Genomic DNA, 22447 nt, shown 5'->3' on the forward strand with positions numbered 1-22447 from the left:
AGAAAAGAACAAAGATAAGAGACAAAAGAATTGTCCAAAAAAGTAGGAAATGAAGAATTCAGTACAATATTTCGTTATTGCAATGGCAACAATTTTGTTAGCCAGTTGCGCCACAAAATACAAGAAAAGGGAAATCACCGATGCGGTAATGAATGAAATTTATAATGAAATAAAAACGCCCTACAAATACGGTTTGGTGATGGTGCCAACGGATAACTCTTATAAAATGGACTGTCCTTCGGTTTTTCGAAAAGACGGAAAATGGTTTATGACTTATTTGATTTATGATGGAAGAGGTTACGAAACCTGGTTGGCTGAAAGTGATGATTTATTGAATTGGAAACATTTAGGAAAAGTAATGTCATTTTCAAAAGATGAAAAGGAGTGGGACGTGAACCAAAAAGCAGGATATATTTCATTGCAGGATCCGACTTGGGGCGGAAGCTACAAATGGAATAAATATGATGGAAAATATTGGATGAGTTATTTTGGTGGAAATACCACAGGATATGAAGCTGGGGTTTTATCAATCGGGATGGCTTATACGAAAGAGTCTCCAACAAAAGCACACGAATTTGAACGTTTGCCGAAACCGGTTTTAACACCAAAAGATACTGATGTAAGTTTTTGGGATAACAGTACGATGTATAAAAACTCGGTTATTGAAGACAAAGAACGCATTACCGGAAGTAAATTTATCATGTATTATAATGCCCGTGGCGATAGTTTGAATCCGGCTAAAGGTGCAGAACGTATTGGGATGGCAGTTTCTAACGATATGAAAACCTGGAAACGTTACGGAAAAAAAGCATTGTTGAATCACCATAGAGGAATTACTGGCGATGCCTATATACAAAGAGTTAATGATACTTGGGTGATGTTTTATTTTGGTGCTTTCTGGAGAGATTGGAATCAGGGAGCGTTTAACAGATTTGCAGTTTCCAACGATTTGGTGAACTGGAAAGAATGGAAAGGCGATAATTTAATTGAATCTTCTGAACCGTATGATAATATGTTTGCCCATAAATCATTTGTGGTAAAACACGACGGAGTAGTATATCATTTTTATTGTGCAGTAAATAAAGCGGAACAGCGAGGAATTGCAGTAGCTACTTCGAAAGATTTAGGGAAAAGCCAAATGAATTTTGTTGCTCCACCGGTGAAAGTTAAGAAGAACTAAGTACCAAGTATTAAGAATTAAGACAAATTTTGTGATTCCTCCTTTGTCGGAATGACAAGAACACTAAAAAATAAAATCAATGTTTAAGTCAATTCATAATTTTTTAAGGTTTCGATTTTCGATAGTATGCTGTTTGTTTGGTATTGGTATTAGCCAAGCTCAACTGGTTACGGGAGAACCCGCTGGAGTACCCAGAGTGCAACAAAAATATGTTGATACACCATGGGAAAATCCTATGATAACCAGTATCAACAGAGAGCCTGCAAGAGCTACGGCTTATTCTTATGCTACGGTTGCCGATGCTTTAGAAGGGAAACGTGAAAAAAGCCGAATCAAAATGCTGAATGGTGACTGGGACTTTAAATTTGCCAAAAACTTTCAGGAAGCGCCTCAGGATTTTTATAAAAATGAAGTAAAAGGATGGGACAAAATCGAAGTGCCTTCCAATTGGGAAATGAAAGGTTATGGAATGGCTATTTATAAAAGTGCTGTGTATTCGTTCCGACCGGTAAATCCACCTTTTGTACCTCAGGATGATAATCCTGTTGGTTCGTACCAACGCAAATTTACCGTACCCGAAAATTGGGATGGGATGACTGTTTCGCTTCATTTTGGTGGCGTAAGTTCGGCATTTCAGGTTTGGATTAACGGTGAATTTGTGGGTTATGGAGAAGATAGTTTTAATTCTTCGGAATTCAATATTACACCTTATCTAAAAAAGGGAGAAAATATTTTATCGGTTCGTGTTTTTCGTTACAGCGATGGTTCTTATTTAGAAGACCAGGATCATTGGCGTTTGAGCGGGATTCAGCGCGAGGTATTTATTATGGCAGAACCCAAATTGCGTATTGCCGATTTCTTTTACCAAACCAAATTGGATAAAAAATATCAGGATGCCGTTTTTCAATTGCGTCCACGTTTAGACAATCAAACGGGAGATACCATTAAAAATCACACTTTTGAAGTACAATTGTATGATGCTCAAAATAAACCTTTATTTGAAAAAGCTTTAAGCAGAAAAGCCATTGATATTATCAGCGAAGTTTCACCTCGTTTGGATAAAGTGCGTTTTGGGTTTTTTCAGGAAAACATTAAAAATCCATTGAAATGGAGCGCCGAAAAACCGAATCTGTACACCTTGGTGATGACGTTAAAAAATCCTGACGGAACAATTAGCGAAGTAAAAAGCTGTAAATTAGGTTTCCGGTCAATTGAATTTTCGAAAGAAAACGGTAAAATGCTTATCAATGGCAAAGAAACCTATGTGTACGGGGTTAATCATCACGGGCATCATCCAACCCGTGGCGAAGCAGTCAATCATCAGGATTTGGAAGAAGATGTAAAGCTGATGAAAAAATATAACTTCAATTTTGTACGGACGGCTCATTTTCCGGATGATCCTTATTTTTATGAATTATGTGATAAATACGGTTTGATGGTAATGGACGAAGCCAATTTGGAAACCCATGGTTTAGGCGGTTTTTTAAGTAACGACCAGCAATGGACGTATGCTTACCTGGAGCGTATGACCCGAATGGTGCATCGTGACAAAAACCACCCAAGTATTGTGATGTGGAGTTTGGGTAACGAAGCAGGTAAAGGACCCAATCATGCTGCAATGGCGGGCTGGACACACGATTACGACATTACGCGTCCAGTACATTACGAACCGGCACAGGGAAATCCACGTTTAGACGGGTATATTGATCCGTTAGATTCGCGTTATCCAAAAACAGTGGATCATTCCCACCGTTTTGAAAATCCACAGGATGAGCCTTATGTAGATATGGTAAGCCGTTTTTATCCGGGTGTTTTTACACCTAAATTTTTAGTGGAGCAAAATAAAGATACCCGTCCGATTTTGTTTGTCGAATATTCGCATTCTATGGGGAATTCTACGGGTAATTTAAAAGAACTTTGGGATGAATTCCGCAATACGCCTCGTGTTATAGGTGGCTGTATCTGGGATTTAAAAGACCAGGGCTTACTTCGAAAAGATGTTAAAACCGGTAGAGAATATTTAGGTTACGGTGGTGATTTTGGCGAGAAAAAACACGATGGTAATTTTAATATCAACGGATTGGTTTCGGCTGATGGAAGAGCCAAAGCTGCGATGTATGAAAACAAATGGATTTACCAACCCGCTGTTTCAACCTTAGAAAACGGAACTTCAATAAAAATCCACAACCGATCTGTTGTTCAAAATTTAAGCGATTTTATTCCGGTGATAAAGGTCTTGGAAAACGGAATTGTCATTAAAACCGAAGTATTGAAACCAATTGATATTCCGGCCGGAAATGATTTTACGTTGGATATTAAAAAATACCTTCCGAAGATGAAATCGGATTCAGAATATTTTCTGAATATCGAATTCCAACTTTCGAAAGAGGAATTTTGGGAGAAGAAAGGCTATGCAGTCGCCACAGATCAATTTTTGTTGCAAAAAAGTCAAAGTCCGGTGTTATCTTTAAAAGGAAGTCCAAAACTGATGGAATCTGCTTCTGATTTTAAAGTTTCGGGAGTTGATTTTACAATTACAATTGATAAGTCTAACGGTGCTTTGACTTCGTATATTTACAAAAAGGAACAACAGGTTTTTGCGCCTTTGTTACCGAATTTTACCCGTCCGATGACTGATAACGACCGAAAAGGCTGGAAACCGAATAAGCTGTTGAAACAATGGTACACAGCAGTTCCGAAACTGACCAAAGTGAGTTCAGAAAGCAGTGCGAACCAAATCAAAATCAGTAGTGATTACGAAGTGGTCAAAGATTCTGCTTCGGTGCGTGTGGATTATTTGATTCAGTCCAACGGAACGATTCAGGTAGATTACCAATTACAAATTAAAAATCCATTACCAAATATTCCGAAAGTAGGTATGCAAATGGGAGTTCCGAATGCTTTCAATCAAATTTCCTGGTATGGAAAAGGCGAATTAGAAAATTATTGTGACCGCAGTTTTGGCTTTACCGTGGGGCGTTATTCATTGCCAATTGAGAAATTTATTGAGCCTTATCAAAAACCGCAGGAAAATGGGAATCGAATGGAAGTGCGTTGGATGGCATTATCTACAGTAAATCAAAATAAAGGATTACTGATTTCGCATAAAAATCAATTGTTACAGATGAGTGCCTGGCCGTTTACACAGCAAAACCTAAACGAGGCAAAACGTACGTATGAGTTAGAAAATCCCGGTTTTTTAACATTGAATATTGATTTATTGCAAATGGGAGTGGGAGGAAACGACAGTTGGTCACCGGTAGCAGCTCCTTTGGAAAAATATCAAATTAAAGCACAGGATTATAATTATAGTTTTTATTTGATGCCTTTTTCAGATTCAAAAAACGGATTAGAAACTAATTTGAAGAAATTTAAGTATTAATGAGGTCATTGCGAGTTTCGATATTTATCGGAACTCCAAATGACAAAACAATAACAACAATGTTTCAAAAAAAGTACCTCTTTCTTTTTTTATTTCTTGTGGGAATGCTTTCCGCACAGGAAGTCCATAAAAAAGAATCATTTCAATCCACACTAGAATCCTCAAAAACCTGGGTGTATTGGTATTGGATGAAATCGGCTTATTCTAAAGAAGGAATCACTGCCGATTTAGAAGCGATGAAACAAGCCGGAATTGCAGGTGCTTATTTGATGACGATTAAAGGTCCGGCAAATCCGCCATTGATTGATCCGCCGGTTTTACAGTTGAGTCCTGAATTTTGGGATATGGTAAAATGGGCATTTGTAGAAGCCGATCGTCTGGGCTTAAAACTTGCTTTTCATGCTGCTGATGGTTTTGCTGTTGCCGGAGGACCTTGGATAACGCCTGAAATGTCGATGCAAAAAGTAGTCTGGTCAACAACAGAAATCCTTGGTGGTAAAAAACAAAATATTCAGTTAGCCACTCCGGAACACTATAAAGAGTATTATAAAGACATTGCGACTTTTGCCATTCCGATAAAAGAAAACACAATTACTTCGCAACAACAGCTGCCAAAGGTTACGACTTCTAATAACAGCGATGCTTCGTTTTTAGCCGATGCAAAAAAAGAGGATAATTTTAGATTGGGCGAAAACGGTTGGATTCAATACGAATTCGAAAAACCATTTACGTGCAAATCGATTGTTATTGAAACCAAAGGAAGGGATTTTCAGGCACAGCGTTTAATTGTTGAAGTAAGTAATGACGGAGTGAGTTTTAAGTTTCACGAACGAATGATTCCACCGCGTCACGGCTGGCAGGATATGGATGTGCACCATACACATACAATTAAACCCGTTACGGCAAAATATTTCCGATTCGTGTATGATGTTACTGGGACAGAACCCGGAGCCGAAGATTTGGATTTTGCCAAATGGAAACAGAATAATTTGAAAGTGAGTAAAATTACACTTTCGAACCAGTCGCTAATTGATAATTATGAAGGAAAATCGGGAGCGGTATGGCGATTGAGTCCAACAATCACCGAAGAACAAATTCCAAATTCGGATGCGTTCAAAAAATCCGGTATTATCAATATTTCTAAATTTGTTGATGCCAACGGAAATTTAACATGGAAAGCTCCAAAAGGAAAATGGAAAATTATCCGAATGGGACATACTTCAACCGGACATGAAAATGCAACCGGAGGAGCGGGAAAAGGCTTGGAAGTGGATAAATTCAATCCTGAGTTAGTTCGTTACCAATTGGATCACTGGTTTGGCGAAGCCATTCGTATTGCCGGTCCTGAATTGGCCTCAAGAGTATTGGAGATTTTACATTTGGACAGTTGGGAATGCGGTAGCCAGAATTGGTCTTCCGTTTTTCAGGCTGAGTTTTTAAAACGTCGTGGTTATAATATAGTAGATTATTTGCCGGTAATGGCAGGAATTCCTATCGAAAGTGTTTCGACTTCTGAAAAAGTTTTATACGATGTTCGAAAAACAATCTCCGAATTAATAGCGGATAATTTTTATGTGACTCTTGCTGATATTGCTAAAAAAGCAAATGTAAAATTCAGTTCTGAGAATGTGGCGCCAACGATGATGAGCGACGGATTATTGCATTTTAAACATGTCGATTATCCGAGTGGGGAATTTTGGTTAAAAAGTCCTACGCACGACAAACCTTTTGATATGCTGGATGCCATTTCAGGCGGACATATTTATGGAAAAGACATTATTCAGGCGGAAGCTTTTACGGCTTTGCGAATGGATTGGGATGAACATCCGGGGAATTTGAAAACCTTGGCCGATAGAAATTATGCACTAGGAATTAATCGTTTTTTCTATCATGTTTTTGTTCATAATCCTTGGACGGACAGAAAACCGGGAATGACTTTGGACGATATTGGAACTTTTTTCCAGAGAGACCAAACCTGGTGGAAACAAGGAAAAGCATGGTTTGACTATTGCCAAAGAGTGCAGTTGCAATTGCAAAAAGGAAAACCTGTGATAGATTTAGCGGTTTTTATTGGCGAAGATTTGCCTTCGCGTTCGTTAGTCCCAGACCGTTTGTTTCCTTTTATTCCGAATGTTTTTGGAGAAGAGCGAGTGGCAAGTGAAAAAATGCGATTGGAAAATGTGGGGCAACCAGCAGCCAAAATGCCTAAGGAAGTGACTTATTCTAAAAACAATACCGATTTATCACAATGGGTAAACCCAATGAATGGCTATCAATACGACTCTTTTAATGCTGATGTGTTGTTGAACAGAGCTAAAGTGGTGAATGGTAAAGTTGATTTTGGAGGAGGCATTGAATATGCGGCTTTATTGTTTCCGGGAAGCCGAAGAATGGCACCGAATAAAATTATGTCTTTGGCTGTAGCCGAAAAAATATTGCAATTGGTAAAAGAAGGAGCCACCGTTTTTATTGACGAAAAACCAATTGATACGCCAAGTTTTCAATCGGATTTAGAAGTTAAAAAATGGCAGACAATTGTTGATGAATTGTGGACTGAAGGAAAGGAACTAACTAAAAACGAAAATGGATCTGTTTCCTGGAAATTAGGAAAAGGTACAGTTATTGAACTTCCGTTTTTAGGTGCTGATTTTACAAAAATTGGAATTGCACCAGATGTATTGTTTTCGGATTTGAAGCATAATGACAGAGGAACAATTGCCTGGACACACCGACGAAGTGCTGATGAAGAAGTTTATTTCCTTTCGAATCAGTTGGAAGAAAAAAGAATGATTATGGTGTCTTTTCGCGAAAACGGTAAAAAACCGGAAATGTACAATCCTGTAACAGACAAAACTATTGCGTTACAAGAATGGAAAGTGGAAAACGGTCGAACAATTATACCGTTGCAGCTGGATAAAAATGAGTCTTGTTTTGTGATTTTTAAAAATGGAAGTAGAGAAAATAGTGTTGCGAAAGGAACGAATTGGTTTGATTTAAAAGCCGTTCAAACTTTAGATGAAAATTGGAAATTACAATTTGATGCTGGTTTCAAAGGACCTGAAAAAGAATTGAAGATTAACAAATTGTTTGACTGGAGTACATCGGCAAATGAAAATATTAAATATTATTCAGGAACAGCGGTGTATAGCAAAGAGTTTACTTGGAATCAAAACACAAATACTGCTGTTTATCTGAATTTAGGTTCGATAGCAAATTTGGCTGAAGTGAGTGTGAACGGAATAGATTGTGGAACAATCTGGACTTTCCCATATCGTACTGATATTTCGAAAGCATTACAAAAAGGCAAAAACAAAATAGTAATTAAAGTTACAAATACCTGGGCAAACCGATTGATTGGTGATCAAAAATTACCGGAAAAGGAACGACTAACATGGACAACGGCGCCTTACAGGTTAGTTGAAACTGAGAATTTATTAAAAGCAGGTTTGTTAGGACCGGTGACTTTAGAACAAGAAAATAAATAAAATTTAGTCACAGATTAAGAGGATTAACACAGATTTAAAAATCCTTTAAAATCTTTTAATCTGTGGCAAAAAAACAGAAAAGAAATGAAGAATTCAATTATTGCATTTTTAGTGATTTTAACAAGCTTTCAAGTGAATGCTACAATCAAATTGCCGGCTTTGTTTTCGGATAATATGATGCTGCAGCAGCAAAGCAATGCTCCAATTTGGGGTTGGGCTGATAAAAATCAAAAGATAAAAATCAAAACTTCATGGGATTCTAAAACCTATCAAGTAAAAGCCGATGATGCAGGAAAATGGAAAATTGCTTTAAAAACTCCGGTTGCCGGTGGTCCTTATGAAATTTCGGTTTCGAACGGGAAGGAAAACAAATCAATTAAAAATATATTAATTGGTGAAGTTTGGCTGTGTTCCGGACAATCGAACATGGAAATGCCTTTGAAAGGATTTCAGGGACAGCCAATTAAAAACGGCAACGAAATTATTGTAAGATCAGCGAATCAAAACATTCGATTGATTACCATTCCGCGTGCTACAGTTTTAGAACCAAAAGACGATTTTGAAGGAAAATGGGAAGTAGCTTCACCAAAATCGACGGCTAATTTTAGTGCGACAGCTTGGTATTTTGGAACACTTTTGCAGGAAGTATTGAATGTTCCGGTGGGATTAATTCATGTTTCTTATGGCGGATCGAGTATGGAAGCCTGGATGAATCAGGAAATGCTGAAAGATTTTGCAAGTGCAAAAATTCCAACAACAAAAGAAGAACTGGTAAAAGACCCAAACCGAGTGCCAACGACTTTGTTTAACGGAATGTTGTCGCCAGTTATTGGTTACGGAATTAAAGGTTGTATTTGGTATCAAGGAGAATCAAATTATGAAAGAGCTTCAGAATATATGGCTTTAATGAATAAAATGGTTTCAAGCTGGAGAACTCTTTGGAATCAGGGTGAATTTCCGTTTTATTATGCGCAAATCGCCCCATTTAATTATGCTCAATTTCATCCAAAAGACAATAAAGAAGAATACAATTCGGCTTATTTGAGAGAAGCTCAATTGAAAGCCGCATCAGTAATTCCGAATTCAGGAATGGCGGTTTTGATGGATGTTGGTGAATTCAATAATATTCATCCAATGGATAAAGAAAAAGGTGGAAACCGATTAGCGTTTCAGGCTTTGGCAAAAACGTATGGTGTAGAAGGATTTGAATTTGAAAGTCCAAAATACAAATCGATGGAAATAAAAGACGGTGCGGTAACGGTTTCTTTTGATAATGTCGAAAACGGAATTACATCGTATGATAAGGAAGTTTTAGGATTCGAATTGGCAGGAGAAGACAAGATTTTCCATCCTGCAAAAACGGTTGTCAGAAGAAAATCAGTGGTTTTGACTTCGGATAAAGTGACGAAGCCTGTTGCTGTTCGTTATTTGTTTAAAGATTTTGCAAAAGCCGAATTGTTTAGTGCGGGTGGTTTGCCAGTTTCTTCTTTTAGAACGGATAGTTGGTAAAATAATTAATATATAATTTTTTACCATATAAGTCATATAAGGTGTAAGTGTAAAAAGTTTAATAGAGAAGTTAATATAAGTTTTGACTTAAATGAACTAGAAAAGTAACTTAGGTTAGAACGAAAAACTTTTATGACTTATATGGTTAAATAAAAAACAATGAAAAATACAATATTCCTATTTGCTTTTTTCTTAACGCTTTGTGTCAAAGCGCAAATTCCCATGCTTGAAAATTACAATCAGGTTTGGAATACACAAAGCAAAAATTCCTCAGAATCTATGCCTTTAGGTGGCGGTGATATTGGTGCGAATGTTTGGGTAGAAAAAGGGGATTTGTATTTCTATTTTTCCAGAAGCGGAACTTTTGATGAACACAATACTTTACTAAAATTAGGTCGTGTAAAGATGAGTCTTAGTCCGAATCCTTTTAAAGATAATGAGGGTTTCAAACAGGAATTGGTTTTGAAAGACGGATTTATTACCGTTTCGCAAAACGGATCAACTGTAAAATTATGGGTTGACGTTTTCAATCCGGTGATTCATGTTGATGTGAACAGTAAAGTTCCAACCGAAATGAAAGTTTCTTATGAAAGTTGGAGATATAAAAACAGGGATTCTAAAGGAAAGGCTAACAATGCCAATTCATACAAATGGGCTCCGCAAGGCGATATTATTACCTACAAGGATTCGATTTCTTTTGAAAATAATGCCATTCAGTTTTATCATAGAAACAGAGCCAATACTGTTTTTGATGTAACGGTTAAGCAGCAAAAAATGGAATCGGTTAAAGACCAAATGTTGAATCCTATTGCCAATCTCACTTTTGGAGGACAGCTTTTTGGAAATAATTTAAAAGCAAACGGAACTTACAACGGAATCTATCAGGATACGGATTTTAAAGGATTTGTTCTTTCGACTATAAGAGCTGCTAAAAAACATCAGTTCCAAATCCAATTGCATACCAATCAATCCGCAGATGCAACTTTGTGGAATAAAGAATTGAAAAATCAGATTTCGAGTTATAAAAAAATAGAAAATAAGACGGAGAAAAAAACGATTAACTGGTGGAATAATTTCTGGAATCGCAGTTTTATTTACACGCAAAAATCCAAAACGGAAAAAGATTCGATTTACCAAATAGGACAAAACTATCAGTTATTCCGTTATATGTTGGGCTGTAATGCGTATGGAAAATATCCAACGAAATTCAACGGCGGACTGTTTACGGTTGATCCGGTGCATACTAATAAAGAGTTGAATTTTACTCCTGATTTTAGAAATTGGGGAGGCGGAACGATGACAGCTCAAAATCAGCGACTAGTTTATCATCCAATGGTGAAAGCTGGTGATTTTGATATGATGCCATCGCAATTGGATTATTATTTGAGTCTGCAAAAAAATGCCGAATTGCGTTCGGAAGTTTATTGGAAACATGGAGGCGCTTCCTTTACAGAACAATTGGAAAATTTTGGATTACCAAATCCAGCCGAATACGAATGGAAACGCCCTGCAGATTATGATCCGGGAATGGAATACAATGCCTGGTTGGAATACGAATGGGATACGGTTTTTGAGTTTTGTAAAATGATGTTGCAACAAAAAGAATTTGCGGGAGCAGACATTCAAAAATACAATCCGTTTATCATTAGTTGTCTTCGTTTTTTCGATGAACATTATCAGTATTTAGCAAAGCAGAGAGGTAGAAAAGCGTTGGATGGAAACGGGCATTTGGTATTGTTTCCGGGTTCGGCAGTTGAAACGTATAAAATGGCTAATAATGCTAATAGTACAATTTCAGCCTTAAAAGTAATTACGGAACAGTTTTTGGTACTATCGGAAAACGAATTGTCAAAAGAAGATTTGGAGTATTTGAAAGGATTTCAAACCCGAATTCCACCATTGAATTTCAGAGAATTTGATGGACACAAAACATTGGCTCCGGCCAAAACATGGGAAAGAATCAATAATACCGAAGTGCCGCAGTTGTATCCTGTTTATCCGTGGGGAATTTATGGTATTGGAAAACCGGATTTACAAACGGCTGTAAATACATGGAAGTACGATACAGATGCTTTGAAATTTAGAAGTCATGTAGGCTGGAAACAGGATAATATTTTTGCAGCCCGATTAGGTTTGACTGATGAAGCAGCTAAGTATAATTTGTTGAAAATGGCAAATGCTGATAGACGATTTCCAACTTTTTGGGGACCGGGATTTGATTGGGTTCCGGATCATAACTGGGGAGGTTCAGGAATGATAGGAATGCAGGAAATGGTACTGCAAACCAACGGAGATGCTATTTATCTTTTCCCGGCATGGCCAGCACATTGGGATGTACATTTTAAATTGCATGCACCAAAAAATACAACTGTTGAAGTGCAATTGGAAAAAGGAAAGGTAACTTTGTTGAAAGTTTTCCCAAAAGAGCGAGAAAAAGACATTGTTAATCTGTTAGGAAAAAGTCTGACCGAAAAAGAAAATTTAAAATAGAATATGTTGTCGTCACTTTGAAATGAGACGATTTATATAAAACCCTAAAATAAATAATTATATGAATTTAGTTAAACAACTTGTTTTTTGTGCAGGAACAATGATAACGTTTACATCGATTTTGAGCGCGCAAAATCAGAATGTAAATTCGGCTACAAAATCATTAAAAGTAGATTTTGACTTAGCATCACGCAGGACTTTAGAAGTAAATGATCCTAATTATATTTCCTGGCCAATAAGCGAAGGAACTCATTTTGAAAAAGCTTTTGGAGATATAAAAGTAGCGGTGAACGGAGCGATTAATTCTAGTTGGTACAAAACAGGAATGCAGGCGCCATTTTATGCTCGTTTAACAAGTGATGGTATAGTTGCTGACAAAAATCTTGAAATGCTTATTAGCGGATTGTCAAAAGGACAACACAGTTTGTTGGTTTTTAGCAATACTTTTGATAGCCCTGAGCTGGCTAATTATGCTCCTGTAAAAGTGTATGTAAACGGTGTGCTTTCACAAACAATTCAGCCTACAAACAGAGTGACAGCAAGTATTCAGGCAGCTACTGCTTATGTTAATTTTACTGCCGAAGCCGGAAAAGAGGTAGTTATTCGATTTGAAGCTGATACAAAAGCTGCAGGGAAAATACAGAAAGTAGTCATTAATGGTTTCGAATTGGATTTGCCAAACTTAAAAAAGCAGGCTAATACACCAAGTCCGGCTAATAATGACCAACACGTGATTTTAGATGATAATTTCAAATTAACATGGAATTCACCTGAAGGAACTGTTTCTCGTGATTTTTATTTTGGAGAAAATGAACAGAAAGTTGCCGAAGCCAATCATAATTCACCGGAATTCAAAGGCAATTTAACAAAGAATGAAGCAATTGTTGATAAGGCTTCATTAAGTAATTTGAAAAATTATTACTGGAGAGTTGATGAAATTGACGGTGCTAAAGAAGTGACTAAGGGAAAAGTATGGTTTTTTAAACCGGCACAAATTGCTTTCCCGGGTGCCGAAGGTTATGGCCGTTTTGCCATTGGCGGAAGAGGTGGAAAAGTAATTGCAGTAACTAATTTGAATGACAGCGGACCCGGAAGTTTGCGTGATGCCGTAGATCAGCAAGTAGGACCTAAGACTATTGTTTTTAATGTTTCCGGAAATATCCAGTTGAAATCCCGTTTGGTGGTGAGTCAGCCTAACGTAACTATTGCAGGGCAAACGGCTCCCGGAAAAGGAATCATGATTAGCCGAGCGCCTATTGGCTTGACCGGAAATGATGGTATTATCCGATTTTTAAGAGTGCGAATCGGAGCAGGAACTACGTATGACGGAATGGGATTAACAGGTGCTAATCATAGTATTATTGACCACTGTTCTATTAGCTGGACTATTGATGAATCATTCAGTTCAAGAGGAGCACATAATATTAGTTTACAACGTACTTTAATTGCTGAAGCCTTGAATGTGGCAGGTCATGATAAATATGCAGCCGGAAAAATGCACGGTTATGCAGCAACTATTGGTGGTGATGTAGGTAGTTTTCATCATAATTTATTAGCGCATAATTACGGTCGTAACTGGAGTATCGGTGGCGGATTAAATGGTGATGGTTATTATGGAGGAAAAATTGATATCCGTAATAATGTGGTGTACAATTGGGGTGGACGTGCTACCGATGGAGGAGCTAATCAGGTAAACTTTGTCAATAATTATTATAAACCGGGAATTGCCACTAAAATATTTGTGGCTTTAAATGCCCAAATAGAAGGTGTAGGGAAAGGAAAACAACAATATTATTTTGATGGAAATGTAATGCCTGGCTATTTTGATGTTAAAAATCAGGAAAAAGGAAGAAAGTTTACCGTGTCTAATAAAGCAATAGTTGATTATGATGTGTTTTTACCAAAACCGTTCTTCGAATCACATGTAAACACACAATCTGCAGAAGCAGCTTATAAAAATGTATTGTCTGATGTAGGAGCTAATCAGCCGGTATTTGATATCCATGATCAAAGAATTATCAAAGAAACTTTAAAAGGAGCTTATACATATAAAGGAAGTAAAAGCGGTTTAGGTGGAATGATTGATCATCAGGATGATGCCGGAAGCTGGGAAAACTATCCAAATGAAACCCGTGATGCTAATTGGGATACCGATCAGGACGGATTGCCAAACTGGTGGGAAGAGTCAAAAGGTTTGGATCCAAATTCGGCTCAGGTAGATTTCGCTGATGCAAATGCGGGAACCGGAAATGGTTACACCCAATTAGAAGATTATTTAAACTGGATGGCACAGCCACATTATTTTGTGAATGCGGGAGAAAAATTGACTTTCTCTGTTGCGGATTATTTTAAAGGATATGAGAAAAAACCAATATATTCTTTTTCAGAAGTAAACAATGGAAAAGCTGTTTTAAAAGGAAAAGAATTGGAGTTTACAGCAAACCAAAAAGGATTTGCTTCATTGGTAATTTCAGTTAAAGATGTTGATGGAGATACAATGAACCGTACAGTTAATTTTTTTGTAAAATAAAGAAAAACATTTATTAAGATAAAAATCTGCTAGAATCTGTTTTAATCTGCGTGCCATATTATTTCACGCAGATTTAGCAGATTTATACAGATAAAATAAAAACATAAAAAATGAATAGATATATTATCCTATCGTCAATTTTATTTATTACTGGTTCAATCGCGTTTGCCCAAAACAAAGGTTTGGTAGATAATTCGGCGAGTCCTTATTCTAAATTGAGAAGTGTAGGTTTGCAGGATGTAAACTGGACTAATGGATTTTGGAAAGAACAATTGAACGTCGAGAACAAGGAAACCCTGCCTTTTATGTGGGACTTGTATCATAATGATGAAGTTTCACATGCTTACGCCAATTTTGAAATAGCTGCCGGAGACAGAAAAGGAACTTTCAAAGGGCCTTCTTTTCATGATGGAGATTTTTATAAGATTTTTGAAGGCTTAGCGGCGACTTATGCCGTAACCAAAGACAAAAAATTGGATAAGCAAATGGATGAAGCCATTGCTATGTTTGCAAAAGTGCAACGCAAGGACGGCTATTTACATACTCCGGTTTTAATTGACCAGCGTTGGGGAACTTTAGGACCTGAAGAAGTGAAAAAACAATTGGGTTTTGAAAAATACAACATGGGACATTTAATGACTGCGGCCTGTGTGCACTATCGTGCTACCGGTAAAACCAATTTTTTGAATGTCGCCAAAGGAGTAGCTGACTTTTTATATGATTTCTATAAAAAAGCTTCGCCTGAATTAGCCCGAAATGCGATTTGTCCTTCACATTACATGGGAATTGTCGAAATGTATCGTACTACAAAGAATCCAAAATACCTGGAGCTGGCTAAAAATTTAATTGATATTAAAGGAACTACAGCAGATGGAACCGATGATAATCAGGATCGAATTCCGTTCAGACAACAAACCACTGCCATGGGACATGCGGTAAGAGCGAATTACTTGTATGCCGGAGTTGCCGATTTGTATGCCGAAACAGGAGAAAAAAAACTATTGGATAATTTAGAGTCAATCTGGGATGATGTAGCTTATCGTAAAATGTATATTACAGGTGCTTGTGGTGCTTTGTATGATGGCGTTTCTCCTGACGGAACTTCTTATGATCCAAGCGTAGTGCAAAAAATTCACCAGGCTTATGGGCGTCCGTATCAGTTACCTAATGCTACAGCCCATACCGAAACCTGTGCTAATATTGGTAATGTATTGTGGAACTGGAGAATGTTTCAAATCACAGCTGATGCAAAATATACTGATGTTTTAGAATTGGCTTTATATAATAGCGTTTTGTCCGGAATTAATTTGGAGGGAAATAAGTTTTGTTATAACAATCCGCTAAACGTTTCAGTCGATTTGCCTTTCGAACAAAGATGGAGTAACGAACGGGAAGGCTACATTGCTTTGTCCAATTGTTGTGCTCCTAATGTAACCCGAACTATTCCTGAAGTGAGTAATTATGCCTATAGTTTGTCTAAAGAAGGTTTGTATGTGAATCTTTACGGAAGTAATAATTTGAATACAACGACTAAAGATGGTGCTGCTATTCAATTACACCAGCAAACCAATTATCCTTGGGATGGGGCGATTACAATTACGATTGATAAAGCTCCAAAAGAGGATTATGCTTTATTTTTAAGAATTCCGGGATGGAGCAATGGAGCTACAATTTTAGTTAATAATCAAAAGGTGGAAAGTAATGTTATTTCCGGATCTTATGTAAGCCTTAATCGTAAATGGAAGAAGGGAGATGTTATTGCCTTGAATATTCCGATGCCGGTGCAATTGATTGAAGCTAATCCTTTAGTAGAAGAAACTAAAAATCAGCTAGCCGTTAAGCGCGGACCATTGGTGTATTGTTTAGAGTCAGACGGGATTTCTAAGGAGGCTTCAATTAATAATATCGTGCTGAATACCAATTCTGATTTTAAAATTGAGCCCATCCAAAAGAGCAATAGAAGTCTGATTGCGATAACAACTGAAGGTTTTTTAGACAATAATTCATGGAATAAGAAACTGTATCAGCCTTTAAATCAGAGTAAAGAGAAAATTTTCTTACGATTAGTTCCGTATTTTTCCTGGGGGAATGGAACAGCCAAAGAAATGAGCGTATGGTTTTCACATTAAAAGACTTGTTAAAAAGGGCGAAATATTGTGATAATGAAATTTTAACATAAAAAAAACACGAAAACTTAAAATAAACTTAAAAAAAAATAGATAAAAAGGAGTGGTGTAATAAAATTTTATTACTTTTGATAAATGTAAACGTTTACATTCTATTTACTTAGCTTGTAGTAATGATTAAATGTTAAGTGGTTTTTAAAAAATGTAAACGTTTACAAATTTGTTTTACTCTTAAAATAGTAAACCTTTTAAAAAATAAACAGCATGCAAAATTTTACTTTCGATTTCTCAGTAACAAACAGAAATAATAAACCAAACTTAAATAATTAATTTTTTAACCAAAAAGAAACACACTTATGAAACAAGCATTTAAAATGGTGTTTAGTGTATTACTGTTCAGTATTATGTGTCTGAATGGTTTTGCTCAAAATGCAGCCGAAAGGACTGCAATCACTGGAAAGGTGGTGGATAAAGATGGGCTGGGAGTTATAGGCCTTAATGTTGTCGAAAAAGGAACAAAACACGCTGTTTTGACTGATATTGATGGTAACTATAAAATTCAAGTTCCTAAAGGAGCGATATTGCAGTTCACTTTTGTTGGTATGAAAACCCAGGAAAGAACTGTTGGTACAGCTACAACAATTAATATAACTATGTTAGATGATACTTCGACTTTGAATGAGGTAGTTGTAGTAGGTTATGGTACTCAGAAGAAAGCAAATTTAACAGGTGCTATTGCAACAATTAATCCGGAAACAGTTCAGGATTTACCAGTGTCTAATTTGTCAGAATCATTGAGAGGTTTGATTCCTGGACTGTCAGTTAGTAGTGCTAATGGATCGAGTCGTCCGGGTGGAGCCGCAGATATTCAAATTCGTCAAAGTTACGGGTTTTCTAAAGATGGGCATTCAAATGTTCCATTAATTGTAATCGATGATATGGTTCAGATTGATCCGGAGACAGGAAAACCAACACAAGAAACTTTTAATAGATTAGATCCATCAGAAATTGAAAGTATTACTATTTTAAAAGACGGTTCTGCTGCAATTTATGGTTCTAGAGCTTCACAAGGAGCAATAATTGTGAAAACTAAAAGAGGTAAGGAAGGAAAGGCTAAATTTACTTATTATTCTCAATTTGCAGTTAACGATGCTATTAGTCATGTAAAAACGATGAGTGCTTATGAGCATGGAATTTGGAAAAATAGATTTTTAAATTCTAATTTGAATCCAACTCCGGCTAATTATTTTTCTGCTGATGAGTTAGAACAAATGAAGGGTTTAGATTATGATTGGTTGAAAGAAGCATGGAGACCGGCTACACAACAAAGACATGTGTTGAATGTGAGTGGTGGAACAGATAAGGCTACTTATTTTGCAGGATTAACTTATTTTACTCAGGGAGCTAACTTAGGAGAACAGGATTATAATAAATGGAATTTCCGTACAGGAACTAATGTAAAAGTAAGTAACAGTTTGGATTTTTCAGCTTCTATTGCTGTTAGTACATTAGATTTGCAAAAATCATTTTCAAAAGCTTCGGCAAACTTGAATGATAGTAGTTTTGGATCACTAGGAGGAGGTGAACAAGCAGATTACATGTATTTATTGCATATGCCTAAATATGTGCCTTGGCAAACAACTTATAATGGAAGAGAGTATTGGATGTCTCCATTCCCTCGTACAGATCGTAACTTAGGTAGTGCTAATGCAAATACAACTATTGCAGGGTGGAATTACTTTGCTGCACAGGAAGCTGGTAAACAAATCGATCAGGAATTCTCATACAATGTGAATTTGAATTTGACTTATAAAGTGCCTTTTGTTAAAGGGATGTCGGTTAAAGGAAGTTATGCCAGAAGTCAATCTAGTGCCAATACTGAACAAGTTCAGTTACCTTATGACTTGCTTAGAATTACAAATCATCATTTAGAGGGTAATCATCTTTTGAATCCTAATTCTACTTATGCGAATAGCGGTAATCCTGAGACTAACATTCGTGGATCAAGAGTGTATTATAATACTGATTTGACTAATTTAGAGCAAGCTAATATTTTTGCTAATTATTCAAGAACTTTTGGAGATCACTCTGTAGACGCTATGGTGGGTATGGAGCGTTCGGAGTCAGATTTTAAAACAGTACGTTTAGCTTATGAAGGAACTGGTAAAGATTATTTAGGTTCCAGTACTTCTGCAGGGCCTCTGAGTTCAAATTCACTTTCCGACAAGGGAGAGGCTGGAACACTATCTTATTTAGGGCGTTTGAACTATAGTTATAAAGATAAGTATTTGTTATCATTGATTTTTAGAAGTGATGCTTCTACAAAATTTGCTCCAGAAAATTATTGGGGCTTTTTCCCAGGTGCACAAGTGGGTTGGGTTGTCTCAAAAGAAAATTGGTTTGCAGATAATGTATCATGGATAGATAATTTGAAATTACGTTACTCTATTGGTAAAACAGGAAATGATAATTTACAGATGTGGCGTTGGTTACAATTATGGGAGCCAATTGTTGATAAAGGAGCTCAGTTTGGATCAGCCGGAGGTACTTTGGGAACAGGTATAACGCCTAGAGTCACTCCTAATAGAGATGTAAGATGGGACTCTACGATAAAACATAACTACGGTATTGATTTAGCTCTATTAGATAATAGGTTGCAAATTACTGCAGATTATTATTTTGATAAGAAAACAGATATGCTGGTTACTTTAGCCAGTCAGGCCGGTACTCCTATTTCTGTAGGAGGTGCAACAGCTGAGTCAAATTATGCAGCACTGAATACGTGGGGAAGTGAGTTCAGTGTAAATTGGAGAGACAATATAAAAGATGATTTCAGTTATAATGTAGGAGTGAACTTTGGTTTTTCTAATAATGAAATTAAAAAGTATCCTGAGGCAGCTTTGACTGATCCTTCGACTAATCCTAGGGTTGCAGGTAACTCATTAATAACTCCAGTTTGGGGATTCAAAACGTGGAAAGAAACTTCAACTGGAGACGGTATTTTGCGTACAGATGAAGATGTTGCTAACTATTGGCAATATCTAACAGAGCGTGCTACGGCAGTTGGGGGAACTCCAAATTATATGAATATTACAAGTGTAACCAATATGAGAAAAGGGATGCTTGCATATGAAGATGTTGGAGGTGCTTTTGATGCAGCTACCGGTCAAAGACGTCCAGCTGATGGAAAAATTACTAGAAATGATGACTATCAAAAGTTAGTCAATCAAAACAGGACTTATGGGTTTACAACAAACTTAGGAATGAAATACAAAAGTTTTTATATGAGAACCCAAATTGCAACTTCTTGGGGTGGTTACAATAGTTTAGATATGGTAAAACAAGGAACTTCTTCTGCCCACAATGATTGGGCGCATGAAAGTTTTTGGACTGATATGTATGATGCTACTGATAATCCTGACGGTAAATACCCTAATATGGGGCAACAAGATTATATTTTTGCACCATCCGATTTCTGGCAGTTGAATACATTCAGATGTGTGGTGAGAAATTTAACAGTAGGTTTCGCTATTCCAAAAGAGGCGCTTAAATCTATAAAAATTGATGGACTTAATTTTGGTATTACAGGTCAGAATCTATGGGATTTATATAATCCATATCCTGATAAATACCGTAATATGTACGATGATTCATCTACAAAATATCCTACACTAAGAACTTGGTCATTGAGTATGAATGTTTCATTCTAATTTTAATTTAATTGCAATTATGAAAACAAAAATTAATAAATATATAGTACTATCGCTTTTGCTGGTTCTGGGGACTTCTTCTTGTAGTGATGATTTTTTAGAAGATAAAAAGCAATATAAGTATTATGACGAAGAGTTTTATCAAGGTGAAGATCGTGTCACTCAGTATGTGAATAATTTATATTATGATTTTTTTGACGGATATAAAACACCTACAGCAATCAGAGTAGGTTCTTTTACTACAACTGAAACTTCATATACAGAAGAAGTAGGGGGGATTTCAAATCTAATTAATCCTAATGTTACTTTGGTAAATGCACAAGATGGTTCAGGTTATTATGGACCAGCCTTGAGAGATGCTTTTGATAATGTGCCTTACAATAGAATTAGAGATTGTAATGCTATGTTAGAAAATATTGATGTCTTAGGGAGTAATTTGCCACAGCTTTTCCGTGATAGAATTAAAGGTCAGTTGTATTATTTAAGAGCAATACAATATTTTGATTTAATGCGTACTTTTGGTGGAGTGCCTATTGTAACAAAGGTTCAGGTCGCTACAAATACTGATGAATCTATCAAATTGCCTAGAGCTACGGTGACGCAAGTGGTGAATCAGATAGTTGCTGATTTAGATCAGGCGGCTGCTTTATTGCCTCCAAACTGGGATAATGCTAATTATGGACGCTTTACAAAAGGTGCAGCAATGGCTCAAAAATCTCGTGTATTATTGACTTATGCGAGTCCTTTGTTTAATAAAAACTGGGACACTGATAATAGTCGTTGGGATGCTGCTTTAGCAGCCGGATTAGCAGCTGAAACTCAGTTAACCCAAGATGGTTATGGCTTGTATGGAACAAATGCAAAACAATGGGGTGAAATGTTTTATATTAATAATAATGCTTTTAACAAAGAGGCAATTACTATTAAACTTTTATCTGATGGTAATACAGGGTCATTGTTTTCAAATAATTCTTGGGAGAGAACAATTCGTTTGGCTAGTCAAGGTGGTCAAGGTAGTGGAGGTGTTGATGTTCCAAAAAGTATGATTGATTTATTTCCAACAAATACCGGAGCAAGACCTGTGGCTGGGACTAATTATGATCCATTCCTTTTCTTTAAGGATCGTGATCCTCGTTTTTACAGAACATTTGGTTTTTCTGGTTGTGTATGGCCTTATAATAATACCCTTGGAAATACTACTCAGCCGACAGTATGGGCATACCGTTGGTCAACTAATGCAACTACAGGTGTAGCTTATAGTATGGGTAATGATGTGTCAAGTCCAGCTTTTGTTCGTAAAATGTCAAGCCCTACTGTTAGTAATGCTTCTAATTTCCAGTTTTCAGGTACCGATATTATTGAATACCGTTATGCCGAATTGTTGTTGAATATTGCTGAATGTTATGCAGCTAAAAATGATATTTCAAAAACTTTAGAGTATTTAGGTAAGATTAGAAACCGTGTAGGAATTCCTGCTGCTAACAATTATGGTATTGGTACATTAGCAACTAAATATGCTGCTTTAGAAGCTTGTTTGTATGAGCGTAGAGTAGAATTAGCTTATGAAGGGAAACGTTTTTATGATATACAACGTTGGATGTTGTATAGTGATGATGCTGCTATAAATGATAATACAAATACTAAGCTTGGTATTCCTGTAATAAATGGTACGCAACGTATAGGTAACTATTTACATTATAAACTTGGGACTAGTGCTGCTAATACAGATCCATTGACTGCTGCACGTGCTTCGATTTCAGTAGATCCGGATGCTGCAAATTTTGCTACTCAAATTGCGGCTTTGGCAACTTTTTATACAAATAATTTTGAATTACGTTCTCCTCCAGCACCAATGGATCAAGTAGGTAATGTGGCAACTAATATTGATTGGAAATCACATTATTACATTATGGGACTTAATCTTACAGTTTTGTCTCAAAATCCATGGTTGACTCAAACTAAGGGCTGGAATGATGCTTCTGGTAATCTAGGAACTTTTGATTACCAAGAATAATAAATTTTAAAACAAAAGAAA

General features: G+C 36.6%; 9 protein-coding genes. All 9 read left to right on the forward strand.

Features of this window, described 5'->3' with window-relative positions; translation table 11 throughout:
- Positions 1–49 precede the first annotated feature (49 nt).
- Complete coding sequence (locus tag IEV84_RS03850; protein ID WP_188492582.1) at positions 50–1180, forward strand: glycoside hydrolase family protein; 1131 nt, start codon at positions 50–52, stop codon at positions 1178–1180.
- Positions 1181–1259: 79 nt separating this feature from the next.
- Positions 1260–4562, forward strand: coding sequence for a glycoside hydrolase family 2 TIM barrel-domain containing protein (locus tag IEV84_RS03855; protein ID WP_188492584.1), 3303 nt, complete (start codon positions 1260–1262; stop codon positions 4560–4562).
- 59 nt (positions 4563–4621) lie between these two features.
- On the forward strand, positions 4622–8047 hold the full coding sequence (locus IEV84_RS03860; protein WP_188492586.1) for a glycosyl hydrolase: 3426 nt from the start codon (positions 4622–4624) through the stop codon (positions 8045–8047).
- Between the two features lie 84 nt (positions 8048–8131).
- The gene (locus IEV84_RS03865; protein ID WP_188492588.1) at positions 8132–9556 is read left to right on the forward strand and encodes a sialate O-acetylesterase; all 1425 of its coding nucleotides are present in this window, start codon (positions 8132–8134) and stop codon (positions 9554–9556) included.
- A gap of 159 nt (positions 9557–9715) precedes the next feature.
- Complete coding sequence (locus IEV84_RS03870; protein WP_188492590.1) at positions 9716–12046, forward strand: DUF5703 domain-containing protein; 2331 nt, start codon at positions 9716–9718, stop codon at positions 12044–12046.
- Between the two features lie 61 nt (positions 12047–12107).
- Positions 12108–14576: a pectate lyase family protein gene (locus IEV84_RS03875; protein WP_188492593.1), complete on the forward strand. Its 2469-nt coding sequence runs from the start codon at positions 12108–12110 to the stop codon at positions 14574–14576.
- 110 nt (positions 14577–14686) lie between these two features.
- Entirely contained in the window at positions 14687–16705 is a 2019-nt protein-coding gene (locus IEV84_RS03880; RefSeq protein ID WP_188492595.1) for an aceric acid hydrolase, read from the forward strand.
- A gap of 353 nt (positions 16706–17058) precedes the next feature.
- Positions 17059–20412, forward strand: a complete 3354-nt coding sequence (locus IEV84_RS03885) for a SusC/RagA family TonB-linked outer membrane protein (protein ID WP_188492597.1) — start codon at positions 17059–17061, stop codon at positions 20410–20412.
- A gap of 19 nt (positions 20413–20431) precedes the next feature.
- Positions 20432–22426 carry a RagB/SusD family nutrient uptake outer membrane protein gene (locus tag IEV84_RS03890; protein ID WP_188492599.1) on the forward strand — a complete coding sequence of 665 codons (1995 nt, stop codon included), beginning with the start codon at positions 20432–20434 and terminating at the stop codon, positions 22424–22426.
- Positions 22427–22447: the final 21 nt, after the last annotated feature.

The organism is Flavobacterium palustre, from assembly GCF_014639535.1.
Taxonomy (GTDB): Bacteria; Bacteroidota; Bacteroidia; order Flavobacteriales; family Flavobacteriaceae; genus Flavobacterium; species Flavobacterium palustre.